The 20703-nt window shown below is 41.5% G+C and carries 22 protein-coding genes; 1 reads left to right on the top strand and 21 read right to left on the bottom strand.

All coding sequences use genetic code 11. The features are described 5' to 3' along the window. Positions 1 to 147: 147 nt before the first annotated feature. The 14 genes from ACFFUV_RS12340 to ACFFUV_RS12275 form a co-directional block, all read right to left on the bottom strand. Positions 148 to 819 carry a hypothetical protein gene (locus tag ACFFUV_RS12340; RefSeq protein WP_390193043.1) on the bottom strand — a complete coding sequence of 224 codons (672 nt, stop codon included), beginning with the start codon at positions 817 to 819 and terminating at the stop codon, positions 148 to 150. 12 nt (positions 820 to 831) lie between these two features. After that, positions 832 to 1302, bottom strand: coding sequence for a glycosyltransferase (locus ACFFUV_RS12335; protein WP_390193041.1), 471 nt, complete (start codon positions 1300 to 1302; stop codon positions 832 to 834). Then, positions 1299 to 1754, bottom strand: coding sequence for a hypothetical protein (locus ACFFUV_RS12330; protein WP_390193039.1), 456 nt, complete (start codon positions 1752 to 1754; stop codon positions 1299 to 1301). Before ACFFUV_RS12330 ends, ACFFUV_RS12335 begins: the two co-directional genes overlap by 4 nt. 26 nt (positions 1755 to 1780) lie before the next feature. Further along, positions 1781 to 2581, bottom strand: coding sequence for a glycosyltransferase family A protein (locus ACFFUV_RS12325; RefSeq protein ID WP_390193037.1), 801 nt, complete (start codon positions 2579 to 2581; stop codon positions 1781 to 1783). Next, positions 2582 to 3445 (bottom strand): glycosyltransferase family 2 protein, encoded by an 864-nt coding sequence (locus ACFFUV_RS12320; protein ID WP_390193035.1) that lies wholly within the window; start codon positions 3443 to 3445, stop codon positions 2582 to 2584. It lies immediately after the preceding gene. Further along, positions 3432 to 4607, bottom strand: coding sequence for an O-antigen ligase family protein (locus ACFFUV_RS12315; protein WP_390193034.1), 1176 nt, complete (start codon positions 4605 to 4607; stop codon positions 3432 to 3434). Before ACFFUV_RS12315 ends, ACFFUV_RS12320 begins: the two co-directional genes overlap by 14 nt. 107 nt (positions 4608 to 4714) lie before the next feature. Beyond that, a complete protein-coding gene (locus ACFFUV_RS12310) occupies positions 4715 to 6925 on the bottom strand; it encodes a GumC family protein (protein ID WP_390193033.1) in 2211 nt (736 codons plus the stop codon). Between the two features lie 44 nt (positions 6926 to 6969). After that, a complete protein-coding gene (locus tag ACFFUV_RS12305) occupies positions 6970 to 7551 on the bottom strand; it encodes a polysaccharide biosynthesis/export family protein (protein ID WP_390193031.1) in 582 nt (193 codons plus the stop codon). A 28-nt stretch (positions 7552 to 7579) separates the two neighbouring features. After that, on the bottom strand, positions 7580 to 8977 hold the full coding sequence (locus tag ACFFUV_RS12300) for an undecaprenyl-phosphate glucose phosphotransferase (protein ID WP_390193325.1): 1398 nt from the start codon (positions 8975 to 8977) through the stop codon (positions 7580 to 7582). A gap of 453 nt (positions 8978 to 9430) precedes the next feature. Continuing rightward, the gene (pstB, locus tag ACFFUV_RS12295; protein ID WP_390193028.1) at positions 9431 to 10180 is read right to left on the bottom strand and encodes a phosphate ABC transporter ATP-binding protein PstB; all 750 of its coding nucleotides are present in this window, start codon (positions 10178 to 10180) and stop codon (positions 9431 to 9433) included. A gap of 43 nt (positions 10181 to 10223) precedes the next feature. Further along, the gene (pstA, locus tag ACFFUV_RS12290) at positions 10224 to 11099 is read right to left on the bottom strand and encodes a phosphate ABC transporter permease PstA (RefSeq protein ID WP_390193025.1); all 876 of its coding nucleotides are present in this window, start codon (positions 11097 to 11099) and stop codon (positions 10224 to 10226) included. A 5-nt stretch (positions 11100 to 11104) separates the two neighbouring features. After that, entirely contained in the window at positions 11105 to 12037 is a 933-nt protein-coding gene (gene pstC, locus ACFFUV_RS12285; RefSeq protein ID WP_390193022.1) for a phosphate ABC transporter permease subunit PstC, read from the bottom strand. Positions 12038 to 12150: 113 nt separating this feature from the next. After that, positions 12151 to 12972, bottom strand: coding sequence for a phosphate ABC transporter substrate-binding protein (locus ACFFUV_RS12280; protein ID WP_390193020.1), 822 nt, complete (start codon positions 12970 to 12972; stop codon positions 12151 to 12153). A gap of 364 nt (positions 12973 to 13336) precedes the next feature. Then, positions 13337 to 14671: a DEAD/DEAH box helicase gene (locus tag ACFFUV_RS12275; RefSeq protein WP_390193017.1), complete on the bottom strand. Its 1335-nt coding sequence runs from the start codon at positions 14669 to 14671 to the stop codon at positions 13337 to 13339. Between the two features lie 368 nt (positions 14672 to 15039). Here ACFFUV_RS12275 and ACFFUV_RS12270 point away from each other — a divergent pair, with 368 nt between their 5' ends. Then, positions 15040 to 15300 carry an Lpp/OprI family alanine-zipper lipoprotein gene (locus tag ACFFUV_RS12270; RefSeq protein ID WP_390193014.1) on the top strand — a complete coding sequence of 87 codons (261 nt, stop codon included), beginning with the start codon at positions 15040 to 15042 and terminating at the stop codon, positions 15298 to 15300. Positions 15301 to 16031: 731 nt separating this feature from the next. Here ACFFUV_RS12270 and ACFFUV_RS12265 read toward each other — a convergent pair. From ACFFUV_RS12265 to ACFFUV_RS12235, 7 genes are all read right to left on the bottom strand, one after another. Further along, positions 16032 to 16301 (bottom strand): Txe/YoeB family addiction module toxin, encoded by a 270-nt coding sequence (locus ACFFUV_RS12265; RefSeq protein ID WP_390193011.1) that lies wholly within the window; start codon positions 16299 to 16301, stop codon positions 16032 to 16034. After that, entirely contained in the window at positions 16294 to 16548 is a 255-nt protein-coding gene (locus ACFFUV_RS12260; RefSeq protein WP_390193008.1) for a type II toxin-antitoxin system Phd/YefM family antitoxin, read from the bottom strand. The genes ACFFUV_RS12265 and ACFFUV_RS12260 overlap by 8 nt, the downstream gene beginning before the upstream one ends. A gap of 195 nt (positions 16549 to 16743) precedes the next feature. Next, positions 16744 to 17193 carry a hypothetical protein gene (locus tag ACFFUV_RS12255; protein ID WP_390193005.1) on the bottom strand — a complete coding sequence of 150 codons (450 nt, stop codon included), beginning with the start codon at positions 17191 to 17193 and terminating at the stop codon, positions 16744 to 16746. Next, the gene (locus ACFFUV_RS12250; RefSeq protein ID WP_390193003.1) at positions 17180 to 17476 is read right to left on the bottom strand and encodes a hypothetical protein; all 297 of its coding nucleotides are present in this window, start codon (positions 17474 to 17476) and stop codon (positions 17180 to 17182) included. Before ACFFUV_RS12250 ends, ACFFUV_RS12255 begins: the two co-directional genes overlap by 14 nt. Positions 17477 to 17984: 508 nt before the next feature. After that, complete coding sequence (locus ACFFUV_RS12245; RefSeq protein ID WP_390192999.1) at positions 17985 to 18494, bottom strand: hypothetical protein; 510 nt, start codon at positions 18492 to 18494, stop codon at positions 17985 to 17987. A gap of 104 nt (positions 18495 to 18598) precedes the next feature. Further along, positions 18599 to 20233, bottom strand: coding sequence for a hypothetical protein (locus ACFFUV_RS12240; protein ID WP_390192996.1), 1635 nt, complete (start codon positions 20231 to 20233; stop codon positions 18599 to 18601). Next, the gene (locus ACFFUV_RS12235) at positions 20230 to 20703 is read right to left on the bottom strand and encodes a baseplate complex protein (RefSeq protein ID WP_390192993.1); all 474 of its coding nucleotides are present in this window, start codon (positions 20701 to 20703) and stop codon (positions 20230 to 20232) included. The genes ACFFUV_RS12240 and ACFFUV_RS12235 overlap by 4 nt, the downstream gene beginning before the upstream one ends.

Here is a 20703-nt window from a genome sequence, read left to right as displayed (position 1 = left end):
TATCACCAAAAGTAAGAATGGAGAGGGAAGGAAAAATATAAACTTTCGGTGTTTTTCCAAAGGCGAGATTTAAGAAAAAGGAATAAAATATATTACCCCTTCATCATCGTATGTTTTAACTGGAAATGAAAAATGTAATACCAAAAATTACCAGGAATATAGGTGACCAAACTCTTTCACACAAAAACCCACTTTTTTATCGGTAAATGCGTAGATTTGACACACCCGCAATCGACTTGTTGGTTCAGTAATATTCCGACCAATTAGAGTATAGTTAACCCCATAATGACCCGGATTATAAAGATATTCTATCGCCTGCTTTCTCTCAGCGCCCGAAATCTCTGGCCAGAAATGGAAATAGTATTTGAGAGATTCAAACACCGTGGTGGTCTCGTAAGGTTCCACCTGCTGTAGTTGTGCTATATAAGAACCAATGACCTTCGGTTCTTCACCTGCGATCCAAGCATAGTTTGCTCTTTGCAAATAACCATTACCATCCATCGGCTTCAACCAACTCGCTTTTGCGGCGAGTTGGTTAGCAAATGAAAAAAACTGCCGAGCGATGTCACTCTTTTCCGACTGTAAATATTGATACCCAGCAAGAGAATATGCAGAAGCGGAATACACCAAAAGTACTGGGTTTTCAGACTCGAGCATGTCATTAAATTGTGCGGCAGAAACATGTGGAGACTCTTGCTTGATGGTGAGGAGATCAATCTCATCACCAAATTGAATCAAAACTTGCCAAACGTAAGTGATAAACAAACCGCAAGCTAAGAACACAGCAAATACATTTCTTGAAGAATATCCAAACATCATCTTGTGCCTACCCTAACAGCAAAACTCTTTGATCTTATTAACCAAACGTTGTCGCTCTGGCGTTTCCAATCCTTGGGGCTTCTCTAACTGGTCAAGTTGCTCGAGTAGCGAAAGCAACTGGGCTTCATCTTCAGCAACATAAATTCCTTGGATATTAGAAAAAGAAGCTAACGTATCGAGTTGATGATCATTACGATGCTCACCGAATTTGCTGAGTCGAGGAAACAAGATGATCGTCTTTTTCAACTTTAACGCATTAATGATTGAGCCCATTCCAGCATGAGAGACAATCACTTCTGCGTGATTAAAAAGCTCATTCATTTCATCGGGAGGATAAAACTCGCTCGCTTGCATATTGACACAATGATAGCTCGATTTACCGATTTGAGCTTTAAACAACCAATGACTTTTAGCGGCAAAAAGATCGACGGTTTTAACCAAACGATCAAAAGGAAGTTGCGTTCCTACAGTTAGAAAAATCATAGCACCCTTCCATGATATTCAACGTTGGAAAGCTTAGCGACATTTTCCCACTGGCTAAAAACTGTGATACCCAGACCTTTGGCAATTTTACCCGATAAAGAAAGCTTGCGTGAGTTAGCTATACTTTCCAACCAAATGGTTTTGGTCCCAAACAAGCGTCCCACGAGCAACATAATTAACCCAGGAGCCGCGCCTGTTGTTACGATCAAACTTGGGCGTGTTTTTTTAAAAATGGACAGGCACTCAAACAGTACTTTGACTGCAATATAAGCATTGTCACGACTAAAATCCGACAGTTTAAAGTAACGATCTCCATACATGAATGAAGGTTTATCTTCATAGGTACCGACGACTGTAATATCCATGTCCTGTAAGCATTCTGATACAAGACTCAATTGCACAAAATGCCCACCAGGAGAGGCAACAAGCATTATTTTTGTTTTTTTTTCCATCGAATTTTAACCTGAATGTGATACTACTATGACGCACTCAAAAACATTTTTGGCGACATGCCATATTTCAACATGTAGTAAACACCCACGAGCGCTTTCCTAAAGCAATAAAACGCAAACATAGGGTGCTTTAAAGCATTTTTCTTTAGAGCCTTAAAGCCGCCTCTAAAATAGACAGGCTTTTCCGCCATATCTTGGTCTCGATGCCAGACGATCGATTTATCGAGATAAAATGCCTTACGAGCTTTCACAAAGCATCGCATCGCAAAATCAACATCCTCTCCACCATTGTTTTTCGAACCGATGCCTAACGCTTCATCGAAAAAGTCATCAAAATCTATCGCGGTTACACGCGCGAAAATGGTGTTTGAATTACACGTATTGATCAGCTCTTTAACACTGATATCTCTCGGTTTGTCTTGCGCAGTAATTTCTTCTGCACTCTCAGAAGAACGGCATACAAAAAGATCAAGAGCGCTATCTTCAACAAACATTGAGTAGATTTTGTTGAGGTTGTCACCAGGATACCAGCAGTCATCGTCCGGAAACGCGATCAGCTCTACATCTGATAATAGGTCATTATCTTTGGCGTGATTGTAAATAATATTTCTTGCTTTTGATAAAGAGACAATCGTCTCAGAATGGATCACAATCGCTTTTGTACGCAGATACTCTACCTGCTCAGCAAACGCCGAGTAATCACTTTGAATAAGAATAATGTGACGATACTTTTCATCACTATTGTCATAAGAGTCAATCATTCTCAATAAATCGTTGACATTATCAGGATTCATTATACATGTTGTCATCATTAATAATTTTTTCATCTACATACCCTTATTATTTTTCAGATAATATTTAATCATCCTAAAAACAACATATAAACTTCTTGATTTAAAAGCATCTAAAAATAATGTAACGCCAACCGATCTTGGATTATAAGTGTAAGCTTGACATTTTAACCTATAACTATTGGCATTACTTAGTTGATATTTATCTCTAATATGTTGGAACGAAATTAAGTGTTTTGAAATATTAGCACTACTGATTCTCTCGTGCGGATGACTCTTATCGAAGATATAACTTTTCTTATGTATATTTTCGAATTTCTTACCTTTGAAAACAGATAAAATATGAATCCACAGATCAATATCTTGCCAAGATTTCAAATCCTCATCGTAAGCCAAACCATTATCAAAAACTTGTCTTTCTATAAAGATTTGATTGCCGATATCATTGCGAACAAACAATTCATCCAAGCCCATAAAATCAGGCCTTACTAACTCAAAACTATTTTGTTCGCTATTTTTTATCGTCACATCATCAAACAGTGCGATGGTATCTGGGTGTTTTGTTTTCCATGCTTCAAGGAATGATTCAATGCGATGACTTAAAAAATAGTCATCATCATCAAGCCCTGTGACAAATTTACCTTTCGCGTGTTTTATGGCTACATTTCGGTTGTAGCATGCTCCGCGGTTCTCATCATTCCTGATGTATCTAACATTAGGGTATTGACGAGAGATCTCGCTCACGACCTCTTGAGTATTATCCGGTGAGTTATCATCAACCACAATGACTTCAAGATTCTTTTCCGTTTGCTCAAGTACAGACTCGATAGCTCGCTTTACCAAAGCAGAGCGATTATAGGTCGGTATATAAACCGTGACAATCGGATCATTGAGTTGCATAAGTTTTTCTCATTTGCTCATTATGTATTGCGTATTTCAAGAATAAAGCCAGAGGAATATACGCTTGCACGGTACTAAAGGTATTATCAAAAATAGTAATAATCATGAAACCAAGAAATGCGAGGATGAAGAATGATCTCATTTCCTTCCTTGATTGACTAAATACTATCTTAAACATTAAAAAGATATTAATGAAAAAGAGTGTACAACCAATGATACCAAGCTCCATGAAGAATTTAATAAACTCATTATGAGGTGCAACAAATAAGTATAAGTTAAATTCTCGTACGCCTTTTGTTATTTCTGGAGTAGAACCTAATCCACCCCCAAACAAATTAAGACCATGCACTTTCGCGAGAAAGTACTCCCATGCAACGTCACGACCAGACAGGTTAAAACTCCCCTCTGTATTAAATGTTTCCATTTCTGTTCGTGCGATCATACTCATCAAAAACTTGACCAGAACAAACAATATGATCGGAGATAACAGCAGAATTTTTTGTCTTACTGAAGGTCGTTTAATAAAGCGTACTAGCAACAAGGAAGGGATAAAGACAGCGATAAGTGGTCCACGACTCCCGGACAGAAGTAGCAGTAATACACATAGGCCATACAGCATTAAACTAAAACGTTTTTGGTCTAACGAGTAATAGCACATAAATAGTACTGCAAAATAGCTTAAAAATGCATAGTGAGCACTCGCTAGCCCGGCACCATAACGACCATCTTGAAAGTTGGTAAAGCCAAACACTTGCGCAAAAACAAACGATATCGGCACCATAATAATCGGTAATAACACGTAGGCCGTGGAAACCGAGTAGATATAGTTACCAAAGTTAACCGACATAACCAGATAGAATAGCCCTACCCCAAGCACCGCTTTTATAAACGTTGTGGTATTAATACCGACGTAGTATTGATCCCTAAGTAAATAGCAAACAACGACAATCGTGACATAAAAAATAAGGAATTTAAAAAAACGTTTATCTGGTCCTAAAAAAGCAAGGAGTAAAATACAAGATCCTAGAGCAATTGCTTTTTGTATAAGAAAAGCCATAGGGATAACTCTAGAACTATACCCTAAGCATAGAAATAAGATTAACAGAGCTAACCCAATGTTAATCTTATATTTTTCAAATTCTCTAAAATCATTAAAGTACATTAAATAGACCAATCGAAACTGTTAAATCTTAAATAATTCAATGGATGAGTAGAGCCAAGCTCTACTCATCATTTTTTGGCTAATAAACACCTTGAATCATTTACGCTTTAGCCCATATTTGGTGATTCGTACTTACCGCCTTTTTTAGATTGGTAGTCACCATAGGCATAGTATGAACTCATCACATCCTTTTTAATTTGGTTAATCACCACACCATCAAGTGCGATATTGTGATGAATAAAGCGCGCGATTGTGTTTCGCAAGGTCGCAAATCGAGTGGCATCCGCTTTAGCAATAAGACAGACACTTCCCACTATCTTCGCAACAACTAAACTATCGTTCACAAGCAACGTAGGAGGAGTATCAATGATCACTCGATCATAGCGTTCAAAAAGAACATTAAGTAAATCACTAAACTCTTTAGAGCTCAGAAGTTCTTGCGGATTTGGTGTCAACATCCCTGCAGGTAGGATATTCAAACCCGATTCCTTGTCTTTGATAATGCATTGCTCTAAATCTGCACCCATCAAAATGTGGTTGGTAATACCCTGTTGGTATTTTGAATAACCAAAACGCTCGGCAACAGATGGCTTACGCAAATCAGCATCAACTAGAATCACATTTTCCATTTGCGCAAAAGATTGTGCCACGTTGACTGCTGTCGTCGTTTTACCTTCATCCTTTAGCGAAGAACTGAACACCAACCCTTTACGATGATTTCTCATCGCAGAGAGTGTCAAGGCCGTTCTCACTGCGCGAACAGATTCAGAAAATTGTGATTCATTATCATCAAAGAACATGCTCGCTTTGATGTCCTGGCCTTTTTTCAGCTTAACTTTTGGAATACCACCAAGCGGAATAAAGCCCATACGTTCTTCAAACTGCTTCATCGAGGTGATGGTATGCTTAAGAATATCAATTAAAATCAACATTCCGATTGCGAACAGCAGTGAGCCAACAAAAGCAGCAACAATCAAAAGTTTCTTATTTGGTTTCGATGGTTTTAATGGTCTCTGAGCACGATCTGCAAATCGAGCGTATTCTGTTTTGTAGTCACCAGTTGCCGCGGTTTCTTTGTAGCGGTTCAGGAACACATTCAAGATATTGCGGTTCGTTTCAACCTCACGGCTCAATGATTGATATTCACGTTTCTTAACCGTGATGTCTTGGAACTTATCAACCTGACGCTGAAGCTCTTCCTGAATCAAACGCTCTTGGTTACTTACAGAATCCAGTTCTTTTTTGATTTCAGAAACAAGCTGTCCTAAGAGGTTATTTAACTCTTCTCTTGCACTATCACGCTTTGCGATCGCAGCCTTCATCTTTTCATGTTTTGGACCATAGCGCTTAGAAAGTTCGGTAACATCTTTCTGAGCACTGGCTAATACATTACGCAGCGCCACTACTTGTGGGTGTTTAGAGATAGAAGGGATTGTTGTCAGATCGTTACCACGATTTTTCAACGTACTGTAAGCCGATTCCAATTGAATACGACTATCGCGAATTTGGCTTAGACGCAGAGTCAAGTCGCTGATAATTGAGCTGGCTTGGCTATCAATACCGCTGTCATCAATCAGCTTTTCTTGGCGTAAGAAGTCGGTTAGTTTGTCTTCTGACGCTCTCAGTTCTTGACGTAGGCTTTCTAAACGCCCTGAAATCCAAGATGAGGCTTGCTGTGCTGTGTCTAAACGTGCATCCAAGTTTGACTCAATATAGGCATCACCAACCGCATCCGCACCTTTCGCGGCAAGCTCCGGGTCTTTAGAGGTAAACTCAATGTTCACCAACTGGGTGCCGTCGATTGCCGTAACGTTAATATGACCTTGAACACTGTTTACGACATTCTGACGAATACGCGCCTCTCTCGCTTCATCACTCATTGGCTCTTTCTTTTTACCCAATAACATGGAAAAGAAAGATTTAATGCGATAACGAATAGTGGAGATCAGCGAGCGCTCGGTAATCAACGAACTATTGAATTCTGGATACTCATCAAGATTCAGTTTATCAACGACACGCTGTGAAATTTGGCGACTTTTCAAAATTTCAATCTGAGTCTGGTAATACCCTTTTTTGCTGGTATCCACCCCTACTAAATCTTCAAAAGAGACGACTTTTTGTACTTCAGGCTCAATTAACAGTGTCGCTGTTGCTGTGTATTTAGGAGTCAGTGAAAAAACAATTAAAGCGGTAACTATCGTTACAAGAATTGTAAATAAAGAAACCTTCAGCCAGTTACGCTTAATTAGAGTAAAATATTTCCCGATATCAATTATTTTTTCCTCATTCTGAGGAATGCTATTGTCTAAGCCATGCATTTTATTATCTCAACTCAAATTCTTTAAAAATCTACGCTTTCCACTTACCAAAATGAAGCAACTACATAAACAGTGTCACCCGGATCGACAACTTTATATAACGGGGTCTCGTTTTCGGTATCGTCTTCAAACGCTTTGGCTAATTCTTCATTGCTTAGCTGATTATATTTTTGGATGTTTTTTGCTTTAACTAAGTAAGCATGTGCACTTCGTCTGTACTTAGTCATCACACCACCAGCGAGGGAAATAGCCTCTTGCACTGTGAGGCCTGGTTCATATTCATAACCGCCAGGGCGATTAACCAATCCGTTAATATAAACATTTCGATATTTTACAATCGTGACATTGACTTTCGGATCGATTAAATAATTACCTGATAATCCTTGGGTAATTTCACGCTGTACTTCTTCCAACGTTTTTCCCCCTAGACGAATCACGCCAAGATATGGGTAATCAATTGATTCTCGATTGTCTATTTTTAGCTCAGGTATAGACAGAGTTTCTTCTCCATACACGGAAATACTAATCGTGTCTCCAGCACCCAGTCTGTATAAATTTTCTGCTGCAATAGCGCCATTCAACAAAATAATATTGATTAGCAAAAACTGAACAATACGCTTTATCATGTGTTTATTTACCCAAATAGTTATAACTTTAGTAGGCTGTCTTGCCTATAAATCCTTTAAATACCGTCATAAAGATAATTTTTATATCGAGCCAAAGTGACCAGCTGCGAATATAAAATAAATCGTACTCTACGCGTTTTGCCATTTTATCGATTGTGTCAGTTTCACCACGGTAACCATTGACTTGCGCCCAACCGGTGATCCCTGGTTTCACCTTATGACGCAGCATATATTTGTCGACCAAACTACGGTATTCCTCGTTATGTGCGACCGCGTGAGGGCGAGGTCCCACGATCGACATACGTCCTTGAAGTACATTGATAAATTGAGGGAGTTCATCCAAAGATGTACGGCGAATAAAGGCACCAAATTTGGTGACTCGCGGGTCGTCTTTTGTCGCCTGCTTGACCGTTGCTCCATTATCCATTGCTTTCATCGACCGGAATTTCCACACTTTAATTTTCTTTCCATCCATACCGTAACGGTATTGTTTGAAAATAATGGGGCCCGGTGATGACATTTTTACACCAATCGATACCGCTAAAAGAATTGGGCTAATTAGCAGCAAAATGATTGACGCAACAATCACATCTTCAACACGCTTAATAAAAGTCGAGAAACCGTAAAAAGGGGTATCATAAATACTGAGCGTTGGGATTCGACCAACATTACGCCAACGTGATTGAATTAAATCATAAGTAAAGAAATCTGGGACAATATACACTCGTGCCGTACTGTCTGAAAAATAGCTAACAATTTCTTTAATACGCTTTGAGGCCTCCATCGGCAGTGCAACATAAACATGTCGGAAATTACGCTCTTTTGCCATTTCTAACGCGTCATTAATTGAACCGCTGATCGGTTGAGGTAAATTATCAGGCAGTCGTTCAATTGAACGATCATCAAACATACCAACCAGTTTCATACCTACGTGTTTATTTTGTTCAATTTCACGTGCTAACGCGACTCCACCTGGCGTAGCACCGATAATAATACTCTTTTGCTCATACGAATCTGACTTAATCGAAGAAGGTAAGTGAGTTGCAATAAAGCGGAATCCCAGCAAAGACACCGGCACCACCGCAAACCACATTCCGACCACAATTCGTGAATACACTTCCGTCGCTTTAAACATAAAAGCAATGGTTAATAACACGGCGATCGTACAGAACCAGGCAAAAATAATAGGACCTAATGAGTGTTTGGCTGAGTTGTACGAAGAAACATCATACACACCCAATAACTCTCCTACGATGCTAAAGGCAACCAGCGCTATACACAGAGCTAAGATATATTGGATTTCCCAAGTACCTAGATACACACTTTTAAGTACTAGAAGAGTCAGAGAAATGAGTAAAATGTCAGTTAATCGATAAGCCAATATATTTTCTTGACCATGGCTTTTGATTGCTCCGATATCTCTCATCACAAATCTTGTCCTTACAATAACTACGCTGCCGCTAGAGAACGACACCTTCTCTTAACGTTCAAACGTCACAAAGTTAAATACACTAGAAACTCAATCGAAGATTTAAGTTTCCTATCAAAGCACATAGTCTGGATTTTTTTTGACTAAAAACAAATAGCATTGGCTTCTTGTTTTTTTTAGTTCTCAAAATTTAGAACCCTACTCATGTCAATTACAAGAACAGCCATAAAACAATGTGTTATATATAACCACCCCATCAGAAACCCCTTAGCTTTCTGACACTTAACTGACAATGTCAACTAAAACCCATAAACTAACTTATCACCTAACAACAAAACTAATTTATTACTTTTTTAATTCTTATAATTAAGAAATTGAGGACAAAAAAAAGCCCCTCATGTGAGGGGCAAGGTTTACCATCGCTTATAATTATAATGAATCTAGTAAAATTTAACCAAAATCGCCGTTAACATAACCTTTTGTTCGATCATCTTTTGGCTCACTAAAAATAACCTGTGTCTCATCGTGTTCCACCAATTCTCCCATCAAGAAAAACGCGGTGCGATCAGAAATTCGCCGAGCTTGCTGCATGGAATGCGTAACAATAACAATCGTATAGTTCTTTTTAAGCTCTTCCATCAACTCTTCTATTTTGTGAGTAGCAATAGGGTCCAACGCTGACGTTGGCTCATCCATTAAAATCACATCCGGCTCCATTGCAATGGTACGTGCAATACATAGGCGTTGTTGCTGACCACCAGACAAGCCAAAAGCGTGAGATTTAAGGCGGTCCTTGACTTCATCCCATAAGGCTGCCCCACGCAGAGAACGTTCAACAACTTGGTCAATGTGCTTTTTATCTTTGATGCCTTGAGCTCTCAATCCATACGCTACATTCTCGTAGATGCTCATAGGAAACGGGTTCGGCTTTTGGAAGACCATCCCCACTTTGATGCGTAAATCAGCAACATCAATATTGCCGTAGATATCCTCACCGTCCATTTCCAATTTGCCAGTGATTTTTACACCTTCGATTAAATCGTTCATACGATTTAAGCAACGCAGCAGCGTTGATTTACCGCACCCTGAAGGCCCGATTAATGCCGTGACTTTTTGGGTGGGAATCGGCAGTTTTATCGATTTAAGTGCCTGGTTATCACCGTAAAAAAGATCCAAGTTTTCAATATTAAATTTGTTCATAGTCGTATCTCTAAATTCTTTAACGTCAATTGATTAGCGCGAATTAGTAAGTCGCTGTATTGAATTTCTTCGCGATAAGTTTGGTGATCATATTGATGACAAGCACCACGACGATCAGTACGGTGGCCGTTCCGTAAGCCTGATTCCATTCATCCACGGTGAACAGTTCTGTGGTCAGCTTGTATAGGTGAACGGTTAGCGTTCGGCCAGAATCCATTATCGAATCCGGAATTCGCGCCACCATCCCTGCCGTCAAGAATACAGGGGCAGATTCACCAATCACTCGCCCTGTACTGAGGATGATTGACGTTAAAATACCAGGCATGGCACTGGGTAAAATCAGTCGCCATATAGTGTAAATTTTTGAAGCGCCCAAACCATATGAGCCTTCACGATAAGTTTGCGGTACCGCCATTAACGCTTCTTCTGTGGTACGAATAATGACAGGTAAAATTAAGATACTTAGGGTTAAGGCGCCCGATAGAATAGAGAATCCGAGACCGAGTACAGCCACAAAGAAGGTCATACCAAAAAGACCAAAGATAATCGATGGAATCCCCGCCAGTGATTCAGTACAAAAACGAATGACTTTCACGAGTCGGCTGCCCACTTTGGCATATTCGGTTAAGTAGATTGCCGTCATGATTCCCATTGGTGCTGCGACTGCCAGTGATGCAATTACCATATACACCGTGGAGACGATCATCGGGAAAATGCCGTGTTCTTCCCCGGTACGGGTATAGTTATCAGAAATGAATTTCCAGTCCACATGTTGCAGCCCGTTGGAAAGGATGTACCAAATGATCCAAAACAAGAATCCAACCGTGACGGCTGCTGAGGCCCAGATAAAAGCACTTAACACTTTATCTTTGCGTAAGCGAGCTTGGCGAAGTTTGCTCAATTGTGCTGTTTTTTCCATGATCATTACCTCGCTTTCTCACGGTTTAAGTAAAGAAGTGCCGCATTAAGCATCATGATGAATACCAGCAAGACAACTCCTGTCGCATACAGTGCATTGGCATGCACGCCACTGGCATAAGACATTTCAATCGCGATATTGGCCGTTAGCGTCCGCGCGGAATCAAGTAAACCTTGTGGCATGGCGGGCGCATTACCCATCACCATAATGATCGCCATGGTTTCCCCCAGTGCTCGACCTATCCCTAAAATAACGCCAGTCATAATGCCCGAACGCGCAGCGGGTACTAAGAGCTTAAAGATGGTAAATATTTTTGATGCGCCCAGAGCCAAAGACCCCTCTTTATAAGCATGAGGGACAGCGCGGATGGAGGTTTCAGACACGGTAATGACCGTCGGTAAAATCATCACGCCGAGGACAATGATTCCCGCCAGAATGGTATTGCCCGCTGGCACGTCAAAAATATCTTGAATCAGAGGAACAATAATCAGTAAGCCAAAAAAGCCGTAAACCACGGAAGGAATACCGGCAAGCAGTTCAACCGCCGGACGAATAATATCGGCAAGGCGTTTGGGGGCGATTTCCGCAATGAAAATGGCGGTTAACACACCAATTGGCACACCGACAATAACGGCTCCAAAGGTGGATACCACCGAAGCGACAATCATAGTCGCAACCCCATAAAGAGCCGGAGGAAGCCAATCTTGGCCAAGTACAATGCCGCCGACACCCACCTCTTGGAAAGCTGGAATACTTTCTCGAACAATAAAGTAGGCGATGATCGCCAACGAGATAATGCCGATGGCAGCACTGGTTAAAAACAAGCCGTGGAAGATACGTTCTTTCCAATCCACACGTTTTTTGGTGCGTAACGTGTGCTTGGTATTGGGTGAAGCGTCAACACTCATAAGCTTTTCACTATCAGATGCGATGGTCATATTGTCTCACTTAATCACGGTACAACTTGTGATCGTTTTTGACGGAAAACGCTCAGCCCGAAAAGGTGGGCTGAGCAAAATTTAGTTTCACTGCTGGGTCTTCATACGCTGAATTAGTTGATTGAGATGTAACCGTGGTCAGCAACAATCTCTTGTGCTTCGTCACTCAACATCCAATCAAGGAATTTTTGCGTTTCAGCAGATGGCTTGCCTTCTTTATAAAGAACAAGGAAAGGACGAGCGACTTTGTAGTCTCCGCTTTTCACGTTATCAACGCTTGCTGGCGTGCCGTCGATATCAAGAGCATGTACTGTGTTATCAACGGTTCCTAACGAGATATAACCAATCGCGTAAGGGTTTGATGCCACCATGGTTTTCAGACCACCGTTACCGTTTGCCACTTGAGCACGCTGTGAAATTGCAGAGACTTTTTTATCGCCAATTTTCTTTTTAAGCGACATGATGTCTTCAAAGGCACCACGAGTACCCGATGCGGTATCACGCGTAATAGCGACGATTGGCTTATCTTCACCGCCGACATCTTTCCAGTTGCTCACTTCACCTTTATAAATCGCTGAAACTTGCTCTGCCGTTAAACCCTTGATGGTATTTTTAGGGTTAACCACAACCGCAATACCATCACGAGCAATGACTTCTGTTTTGAGCGTTGGCTCTTCTTCTGCTGGTTTGAGGTTACGTGAAGCCATACCTAAATCTGCAGAGCCATTTTTCGCTGCTTTAACACCTGCTGAAGAACCTGGTCCTTGTACTTCGATGAACACATTCGGGTTCTTCTTCATGTAGGTTTCTGAGAAGAATTCCATCAAAGGAGTAACGCTGCTTGAACCCACTGCTGAAATAGTTTCTTGAGCTGAAGCGGTATTCATGGTCATTGCACCCAATAGAGCGATGGCACCGATTACTGTTTTTTTCATCACTAATATCCTTTAAGGCTTAATTGCCGTTATGTTTTCAGTTGACGATGCTCACTTTAGGGGGGAAATATGACAGTTGTGTTTCACTTCGTTGAAGCCTCTATGACACTTTGCGCGGTAAGAGATTTTCGAAAATTACTAACTAGGGTGATGATTTGGAAGAAATTATTTAACGAGTCTGGATTGGAAATAAGAAAAAAGCGTTGACTCGGCTAGGCCATATTGTTGCTAAAACATGTCATTGAATACTGCCAAGTCTTTGTTATCCGCGGTTTGTAGGTTGCGTGGCGATGTCGATTACTACAACATAAACATCAAGCGCCAAAATAAAAAAGCTGACACTTGGTCAGCTTTTTTAGTCATTTTATTCGTCATCGACTTTAGGTGGGGTCTTCTTACGTGGGACAAACACATCGTCACCCACCGAGACATTTTTATAAAAGCTTTTATCGCGAGCCGCGGGCTTCTTCGCAGCCGCTTTCGATTTCGGATTGGCTTTTTTCTTATGGGTCGCTTTGCCTTTCGGTACCTGTGGTTGGCGAGGCTTAAGGCCTTTGAATTTGCCCTCTAAGCCTTCAAATACTGAAAAGGTCAACTCTTGTTGCAAGTAGGCTTCAACACGTTTAAAACTATCCCAGTCTTTTGGACCCACCAGAGAAATTGCATCTCCTTTATTGCCAGCACGCCCAGTACGCCCAACCCGGTGCACATATTCTTCTGTGTGTTTTGGCATATCAAAGTTAATCACATGCGTGACATTGCCAATATCCAAACCACGTGATGCGACATCTGTCGTGACCAAAATTTTAAACACACCACGCTCAAATTGGCTCATGATAGTATTGCGTTGAGTCTGATTTAAGCTACCACTTAAGGCGATCGCTTTAAGCTTTTTCTGATTAAGCTTTTCTGTCAGGCGATCAGTATCTGAACGTGTTGCGGTAAAAATGATGACCTGCTTATACTCTGATTCTTCCAGCGCCCTATCGAGCAACGCCTCTTTATGGTCAAGGTGGTCACACAAGTAGAATTTTTGCGTGATATCTTTATGCTCTTCATTGGAAACACCAACCGCAATGCGCTTAGGTGCTTGCATCATCTCTAACGCGATACCATTGACTTCAGCGTGATCCAAGGTCGCCGAAAACATCAATGTTTGACGACGACGGTGTTTAGCCGCGCGGTGAATTCGGCGCAGCTCCGGCGCGAAACCAAGATCTAACATTCGGTCAGCTTCGTCGAGAATCAGTGTTTCCAAACCTTCCAGAAACAGAGAACGATGCTCAAGGTGGTCAGCCAGACGCCCTGGTGTCGCGACAATAAACTTAGGATAACGACGTAATGCCTTGACCTGGTCATTAAAGTTCTCACCACCAACAATCAGCGCAGCATCATACGATAAGCTCGCCAACATGGTACGCAACTCGCTGTAAACCTGCTTGGCCAGTTCACGCGTTGGCGCCAGAATCAAACCGCGCGGATCTCGAGCAGAGAATGATTTACTTTTCAAAGATTTATGAAGCATAGGCAACACAAACGCAAGTGTTTTGCCTGACCCCGTCTTAGACGATGCCAGCAAGTCTTTACCTGCGATAACGACTGGAATCGCCTTTTGTTGAATTTCAGTCGCTTGTTTAAAATCAAAATGATTGACCGTTTTCAACAAACGATTGTCCAAGCCTAAATCTTTAAATTGCAAAGGTGCTCTCCACTAAGGTGTACATTGATTGAAGGCATGCCTGCAAGGCATGACAAAGCGCGACATAATACACCGAATTTGGGGTTAATAGATAGCATGAACCACAAAATTTCACCGTTTATGGGTACGAGAAGTCGCCTTCGAATACTTGCTTTTCTATTCAATGAGATAGCAATAACCACCAAAACCGTCTCAAAATTGAAACAAATGTCAATTATAAGTTAATTGCTTAAAAACTTGGGTTTTTTTGACTTTCGGGCGTTATGCGTTCTGTAATATTGAGTCTACAATTTAACTCGTCGCTATATTGTTTAGAAGGTATAGGGCGTCATTTTGATACTTACAAAAAATATGCAAGGAGTTCATATATGAACAAGATGTTAATCGCCGCAGCTGCGTCTTCTGTACTTCTACTCGCTGGTTGTGCATCTGGTCCAGACGAAGAAACTACAGCGCAAATGGACGAGCTAAGCAATCAGGTTAGCCAACTGAGCCAAGAAGTGTCTTCTATGAAGTCTGAACTATCTTCTGAAGTTCAAAAGTCTAGCGATGCAGCGATGGCAGCACAAGAAGAAGCAGCACGTGCCAACGAGCGTATCGACAACATTGCTCAGTCTTACACTAAGTAATACGTACCTAGCAATAAATGCACTAAATAACAACGAGTTATAAATTGCATAACGTCTAAATGGCGATAAAGTGGCGACATAATATTATGTCGCCACTTTTTGTTTGATTGCCGTTTAGAAATACTCAACTGACGAAATCCAGCTTTTCGTGGTCACTATTATTGTGCTTTAACCGACATTTTTGAATGTTTCTCAAGAAATTTTTTGCAAAAATGTTCTGTCATCATAAATCGCGCTTAAGCCTTATGGTTCATGCTCTCAGTGCCTCCCTTCGAGATCTTATAAAACTTCACCCAGATCTCCCGAACAGCCACGAAAAATAATAATTACAATATTTTTCAAATAGTTAAGACCATAAAACACGATCCTTTTTGATCTTATTTTTTCAATTTACTGAAAAAAACTGAAATGACTGAAATTTTATAGAGCCGTATTTTGAGGGAAATTTTAGTTACTCTGCCGACTCTGAAGCCCAGTTATACTGGGCTCTTGACTTATGTCGGCCCTCATACAAATAGCTCAATTTTTCGTAACAACAAAACTGAAAAAAAAGTGATCGAAAAACCTCGCAGGCGGGTGAGGTGAGTGCGAATTTCGTAACGTTAACGTGCCATTCCGTGGTGTGATGGAGCTAAGGACAGACGGAAATAACGAAAGGCTCTAACTAAGAGTGAAAGAGCCCTATTTAGTAAGAATCAGTAGAATCACAATGGTAAGAGATAATATCTAGTTCAGTAGTGATAGCGGCAGGATAGTATGGTGATAGCATGGTCATCAACGGCGTAAACCAATCGGTTGGTATCATCAATACGGCGTGACCAAAAGCCCGCTAAGTTTTCTTTTAAAGGTTCTGGCTTACCGATTCCTTCAAATGGTGAGCGCTTTACATCATTGATAAGCTTATTGATGCGTTTTAAGGTTTTCTTATCTTGAGTTTGCCAATAGAGATAATTTTCCCAGGCTTCGTCCGTCCAGGATAATAAGCGTTGGCCATTACTCATCAATTAGCTCTCGCGCCGTTGTTTTGCCAGCTCGATACTGCTCTATAGAGCGATTCAAATGCTCAGCATTTTTAGGCGAACGAAGCAAATGGACAGTCTCCATTAAGCTGTTGTAGTAATCTAGTGACATAACAACAGCGTCTTCTGAATCACGGCGAGTAATGACTGTTGTGTCGGCATCATTAACAACACTGTCCAAAACAGCTTTCAGACCATTTCTTGCTTCCGTAAAAGATACGATTCTCATAGAACCTCCACATGTACATATAATGGAACAAGTATAATTCCAGAGTCCAAACATGTACAGCTTATAGAACATGTAAACATAAAGAATCACTAAGACTGCTTATGCAGGAAAGTATAATGAAAAGCCCCTAGCTAAACAGTTAAGGGGCTTGAAGGTAATCTGGCATGGGTTTAGATTTCTAGAAGGTTTAGACAATCATTCACTTCTAATTTTCTTAAATTCATCCAAAACATCGAATGTATTTGAAAACAAATCAGTACTAGATAAACGCTTTATTTCATCAAGAAATTCTTCTGTAACTATCTCCTGATGGAGTGAAATCACACGGTTCTCCATCAATCCTAAGTAAGCCTCTAACGGTTGGCGATTCCCTGTTTGTTGGTACACAAGATAAATTTCATACAAATATTCTTTTTCTTGCTCAGCTACGCATTTTCTTAAAGCTGAATCTTTAAGCATTAGTAAAGCGATTTTCAAAGAATCATCATCTAACGATAGCAACCAGCTATCCTCGACAGTTTTGAGTGAGCTTTCGTTTTGCTGGCAAATAGCTGTTTGTGCATTTAATTGCTCAAAAGCATCTTCAATTGAGGCATTAGCACTAAAAGCGATCAAGCCAGAGAGAATAACACTAGCGCGTAGCATCGTAGACACACCCCCAAAATTTAGCTTCTTTCCCACTAGAAAAAAGTCGTGCTTCATCCGCAACCTTGTTGACTTCATTTTTAGTAATGATGTGAGAAGACATCATTACCTCACCAAACAAATCCCAATCGTGTTCAGAAATAGCTTTAAGACGTTTCCCCGCACTCATTCGGCCAGAGAAAAGCTCAATAAATTGACTTGATGCAACTGACGTCGCCAGTAGGTTACCTAAAGCTACTTTACTTTCGATACGATCCAAGTAGCCTTTCATCTTTGGTGTCATTACCATTTCGTCAATTTTGCAATACGTCAGCACAGTCAAAACGGTTACTCCTAAATTAATATAATTTATATAGGTAACATATTATATATGCACCAGTAATTTAGCACGCCTAAAGCGATAGTCATTTCAAATATATTGGTAGTCATTATTACTAAAGGTGAGCCAGAATTTGACGTGGTTCGATTCATCTGAGTGATAAGTTTTAATCGCGTTTGACGTTCGGTTCTCTCGGCACCATGATTAGTTATGGTGTTTGCTTGAATGGGAAGTTGTGTCATGGATTTCCTGGTGCGACGCCACTTCGGGTATTGGTAGGTAATATATAGGCGAGATCTTTCACAACTGCATAAGCTCTGATAAGAATACTACCCATGTAGAGTACTTTGTACTTAAGCAAGCTCCGTGCAAAGGGGTAGCCGAATACTTACAGAACTATAAAAAAGAGTTGAATTATCGCGCTTCAACTCTTTTTTATGTAAAAATATTTTTTATTGAAAATAAATATCCATCAATTATCAATTAGCTCATTTTTAGGCAGGCGGTTTATTATTGCTTCCGTTAAATTTTTGAATTGGTCTTTTAAATCCGTTCCAGACAAGGCTCCGTTTAGATGATATTGGCAAAGTGAATAAGTCCCCGTGCGATAAATATCCAGTAGTGCAGTTCGTTCAGACAATTGAACAACAGTAGTTTTAAAAAAGTCTTTTAGGTTACCTTCTGCATCAACTCCTGCTAAGCCATCTCGCTCTACTGTCGCCTTTAGAGCTGCCTCAACTTCACTTGTTATATTATTGGCAACCTCTGGAGGTGGCTCCGCGCAAAATGTTCCTTTTCCCTCTCCGGCTAAACCCACAATCATTGTTCTCCTATTTGCTGCTAAAGATACTGTCGCAACAACATCTTTTTCATCTGCACCAATAACATTAACTCGTGTCGGGTCTGCGTTTACAGCTTGCATCATTGAAGTACAACCAGAAAGAAAAGTTATCGTAAACAGTAGAATTAAATTTCTAAACATCCTTATTTCCTTATAGTAACTAGAACAAACAATAAGAGCCATATTGCATAACTTTAGTACTAGCACGGAGCAGCTACAAGGTGAACACTGTCAATGACCAGAGTTTATTGAGAAATGGGATCTAGGCGGGTCTTGAGCTCTGAGCTTTGGATTCCGTGATTAGTTATGGCACTTGCTTGAGTGGGAGGCTGTGTCATCGCATTACCAGGTGCGACTCCACTGTGAGTATGAGTGGCTAATGTATCTGCCAGCTCTTTCACGACTTGCATAAGCTCCGATAACAGCACGAGAACGTTTTCTTCCTTCGAGCCTAGCCATGTCTTTGGCGCTTGCAGCCATTGATGCTCTGATGCAATGCTTCGCCGAACTTTGCCGATGGTTTCCACCAAATCTCCTGCGGTGGCGGTTTGCATATTCCCCAAGCTACCCAGAACGATATCATCGCCTGCAAGTAAGTTAATTGCACCGAGCGCTTCAATCAGCTTCTTGCCTGTCACCTCTTCGGTGCTGTGCTCACCAACGTCAATATGATGCTGACCATACTTTCCGTGATAGCGGTCGGCTTGGTCGATTTTCTCAAACGCGATTGAGGTTTGTGTTTGGTCTGTTTGGTGGATGGTGTTACCCGCCGCATCGAGTCGGGTGCTGACTTCTTCACGTTGTTGCTGAAGTTGTTCGCCAGGCTCTATCGATGGCAGCGCATACTCACGCCCATAAATGCCACGTATGATTGGCCTATCGTTGCGCCCATACGCAAACGCGATGTCAACGACACTCCCTTCAAGGGGATATGACAATAATCCTGATTCGTGGCCACTCATGTGAACCGGTAACGGAATGGATTGATAGACCGGCACACTTAAATCAGGCTGCAGGTGTTCATCGAGCAATTGAACATCAATGGCATAACGTGGGCGAAATGGATCAGCGACTTGACCGACTTTGGCCACATCGCGCACCGCTTCCACTCGGCCAAACTTGGGTAAGTGGTACCCGGCGGCAAGCTCGGGGAACTGCTGCAAAGTTTCGCGCTTTTTGGCCAAGACATCGCTTTGACTGTCTTTCCAATAGGCCGTCATTTCATCATCTATCAAATCTAAACGCGTCACACGTTTGCCATTCATCACCCTACCCGGCCGCAGCATCGGAAACGGCACAAAGGTGACGCTGTTCCCGCTTTGCCGGCTCGTAAACTCTTTCGGCAGTGGCATCGGTTTGTTGACAAAATGGCTGTGTTCGTAAGAACCAAAATAAATTGTCTGGTCGGTATCTTGATACCAAATACAGTCGGGCACCGAAAATGCTCGAGCGATTTGCTCTAAACACTGATAGCCCGAGCCATGACACACAAAGTTAGGAATGCGCGTGGTCATGTAATCGACCTCGGGTAGATTAAACTCAAGCCCTGTGAGGGTGGAAAGTTTTTCAATAATCTCATGGGCGGTTGGATGTTCGATGCTAATCGGCCAGCGCTTACCTAAAATACCGGAGAGTTCTTTGACCGTGACTTTGTAGTACCCATTTTCGGCACTGTGCACTTTTTCAATAAAGCCTTCGAACCAAGGCGCGAGTTTGTTTTCATAGCCAATATCAAAACGAACCAGGTCAAGGCGCTTTGGCGCGCTTTCGGCTTTGATTTTGAAGATGGCCACGCTGCCAAGCGAGAGCTTTAAGCTCACCATGTGACTCGCCAAATTCACTTCTTCATCATTAATAAACAGGCGTTTGTCTAGCTTCATTGCGTGGCTTCCTCAGCGTTGATGAGCGCTTGTTTTAGGCGGGTATTATCGCGCTGCTCAGGTTGGTTTTGCGCTTTCGCTCGCTGCTCTTTTTGCTCGGCCACGCTGTTAAACTCGCGTAACTCAAACGACACATTCCAGGCTTGCAACGTATCGTGCTCGCTGGCGTTAATCCGGCCTGTGAATTTAACGTTGCGAATTTTCAGCGCCAGCGCAATGTCGTTACCAATGCGATAAACTTTGCGCTCATTTGCGTCGTTCTTGGCTGATGCGAGAGTATAAAGTTGGGTTAATGTCCCCACGTTCACGAACGATACACGCCCACTGAAGGTGAGCTTTTTGCCTTTGTCACCCTGCTCGGCCGTTTCGGTCCCTGAGGATTGACCGCTCATGTCCTGGTCTTTCAGCTCCATCGACATTTCGACTTTCATCGAGTCCAAACTCACCGGCATCCCATCAAGTGCTAACAT

This window comes from Vibrio olivae, from assembly GCF_042428525.1.
Taxonomy (GTDB): Bacteria; Pseudomonadota; Gammaproteobacteria; order Enterobacterales; family Vibrionaceae; genus Vibrio; species Vibrio olivae.
The sequence above is the reverse complement of the archived record's forward strand: the minus strand, read 5'-3'. Positions and strand labels throughout refer to the sequence as shown.

Coding starts and splice junctions, on each gene's coding strand:
- pstB (WP_390193028.1), bottom strand. CDS start 10,180: ATGAACAAATTTAATATTGAAAACTTGGATCTTTTTTACGGTGATAAC.
- pstC (WP_390193022.1), bottom strand. CDS start 12,037: ATGACCATCGCATCTGATAGTGAAAAGCTTATGAGTGTTGACGCTTCA.
- ACFFUV_RS12310 (WP_390193033.1), bottom strand. CDS start 6,925: ATGCATGGCTTAGACAATAGCATTCCTCAGAATGAGGAAAAAATAATT.
- ACFFUV_RS12300 (WP_390193325.1), bottom strand. CDS start 8,977: ATGAGAGATATCGGAGCAATCAAAAGCCATGGTCAAGAAAATATATTG.
- ACFFUV_RS12250 (WP_390193003.1), bottom strand. CDS start 17,476: ATGACACCAAAGATGAAAGGCTACTTGGATCGTATCGAAAGTAAAGTA.
- ACFFUV_RS12325 (WP_390193037.1), bottom strand. CDS start 2,581: ATGAAAAAATTATTAATGATGACAACATGTATAATGAATCCTGATAAT.
- ACFFUV_RS12240 (WP_390192996.1), bottom strand. CDS start 20,233: ATGAAGCTAGACAAACGCCTGTTTATTAATGATGAAGAAGTGAATTTG.
- ACFFUV_RS12235 (WP_390192993.1), bottom strand. CDS start 20,703: ATGTTAGCACTTGATGGGATGCCGGTGAGTTTGGACTCGATGAAAGTC.
- ACFFUV_RS12270 (WP_390193014.1), top strand. CDS start 15,040: ATGAACAAGATGTTAATCGCCGCAGCTGCGTCTTCTGTACTTCTACTC.
- ACFFUV_RS12320 (WP_390193035.1), bottom strand. CDS start 3,445: ATGCAACTCAATGATCCGATTGTCACGGTTTATATACCGACCTATAAT.
- ACFFUV_RS12260 (WP_390193008.1), bottom strand. CDS start 16,548: ATGAGAATCGTATCTTTTACGGAAGCAAGAAATGGTCTGAAAGCTGTT.
- ACFFUV_RS12340 (WP_390193043.1), bottom strand. CDS start 819: ATGATGTTTGGATATTCTTCAAGAAATGTATTTGCTGTGTTCTTAGCT.
- ACFFUV_RS12265 (WP_390193011.1), bottom strand. CDS start 16,301: ATGAGTAATGGCCAACGCTTATTATCCTGGACGGACGAAGCCTGGGAA.
- ACFFUV_RS12335 (WP_390193041.1), bottom strand. CDS start 1,302: ATGATTTTTCTAACTGTAGGAACGCAACTTCCTTTTGATCGTTTGGTT.
- ACFFUV_RS12245 (WP_390192999.1), bottom strand. CDS start 18,494: ATGTTTAGAAATTTAATTCTACTGTTTACGATAACTTTTCTTTCTGGT.
- pstA (WP_390193025.1), bottom strand. CDS start 11,099: ATGGAAAAAACAGCACAATTGAGCAAACTTCGCCAAGCTCGCTTACGC.
- ACFFUV_RS12315 (WP_390193034.1), bottom strand. CDS start 4,607: ATGTACTTTAATGATTTTAGAGAATTTGAAAAATATAAGATTAACATT.
- ACFFUV_RS12330 (WP_390193039.1), bottom strand. CDS start 1,754: ATGGAAAAAAAAACAAAAATAATGCTTGTTGCCTCTCCTGGTGGGCAT.
- ACFFUV_RS12305 (WP_390193031.1), bottom strand. CDS start 7,551: ATGATAAAGCGTATTGTTCAGTTTTTGCTAATCAATATTATTTTGTTG.
- ACFFUV_RS12280 (WP_390193020.1), bottom strand. CDS start 12,972: ATGAAAAAAACAGTAATCGGTGCCATCGCTCTATTGGGTGCAATGACC.
- ACFFUV_RS12255 (WP_390193005.1), bottom strand. CDS start 17,193: ATGCTACGCGCTAGTGTTATTCTCTCTGGCTTGATCGCTTTTAGTGCT.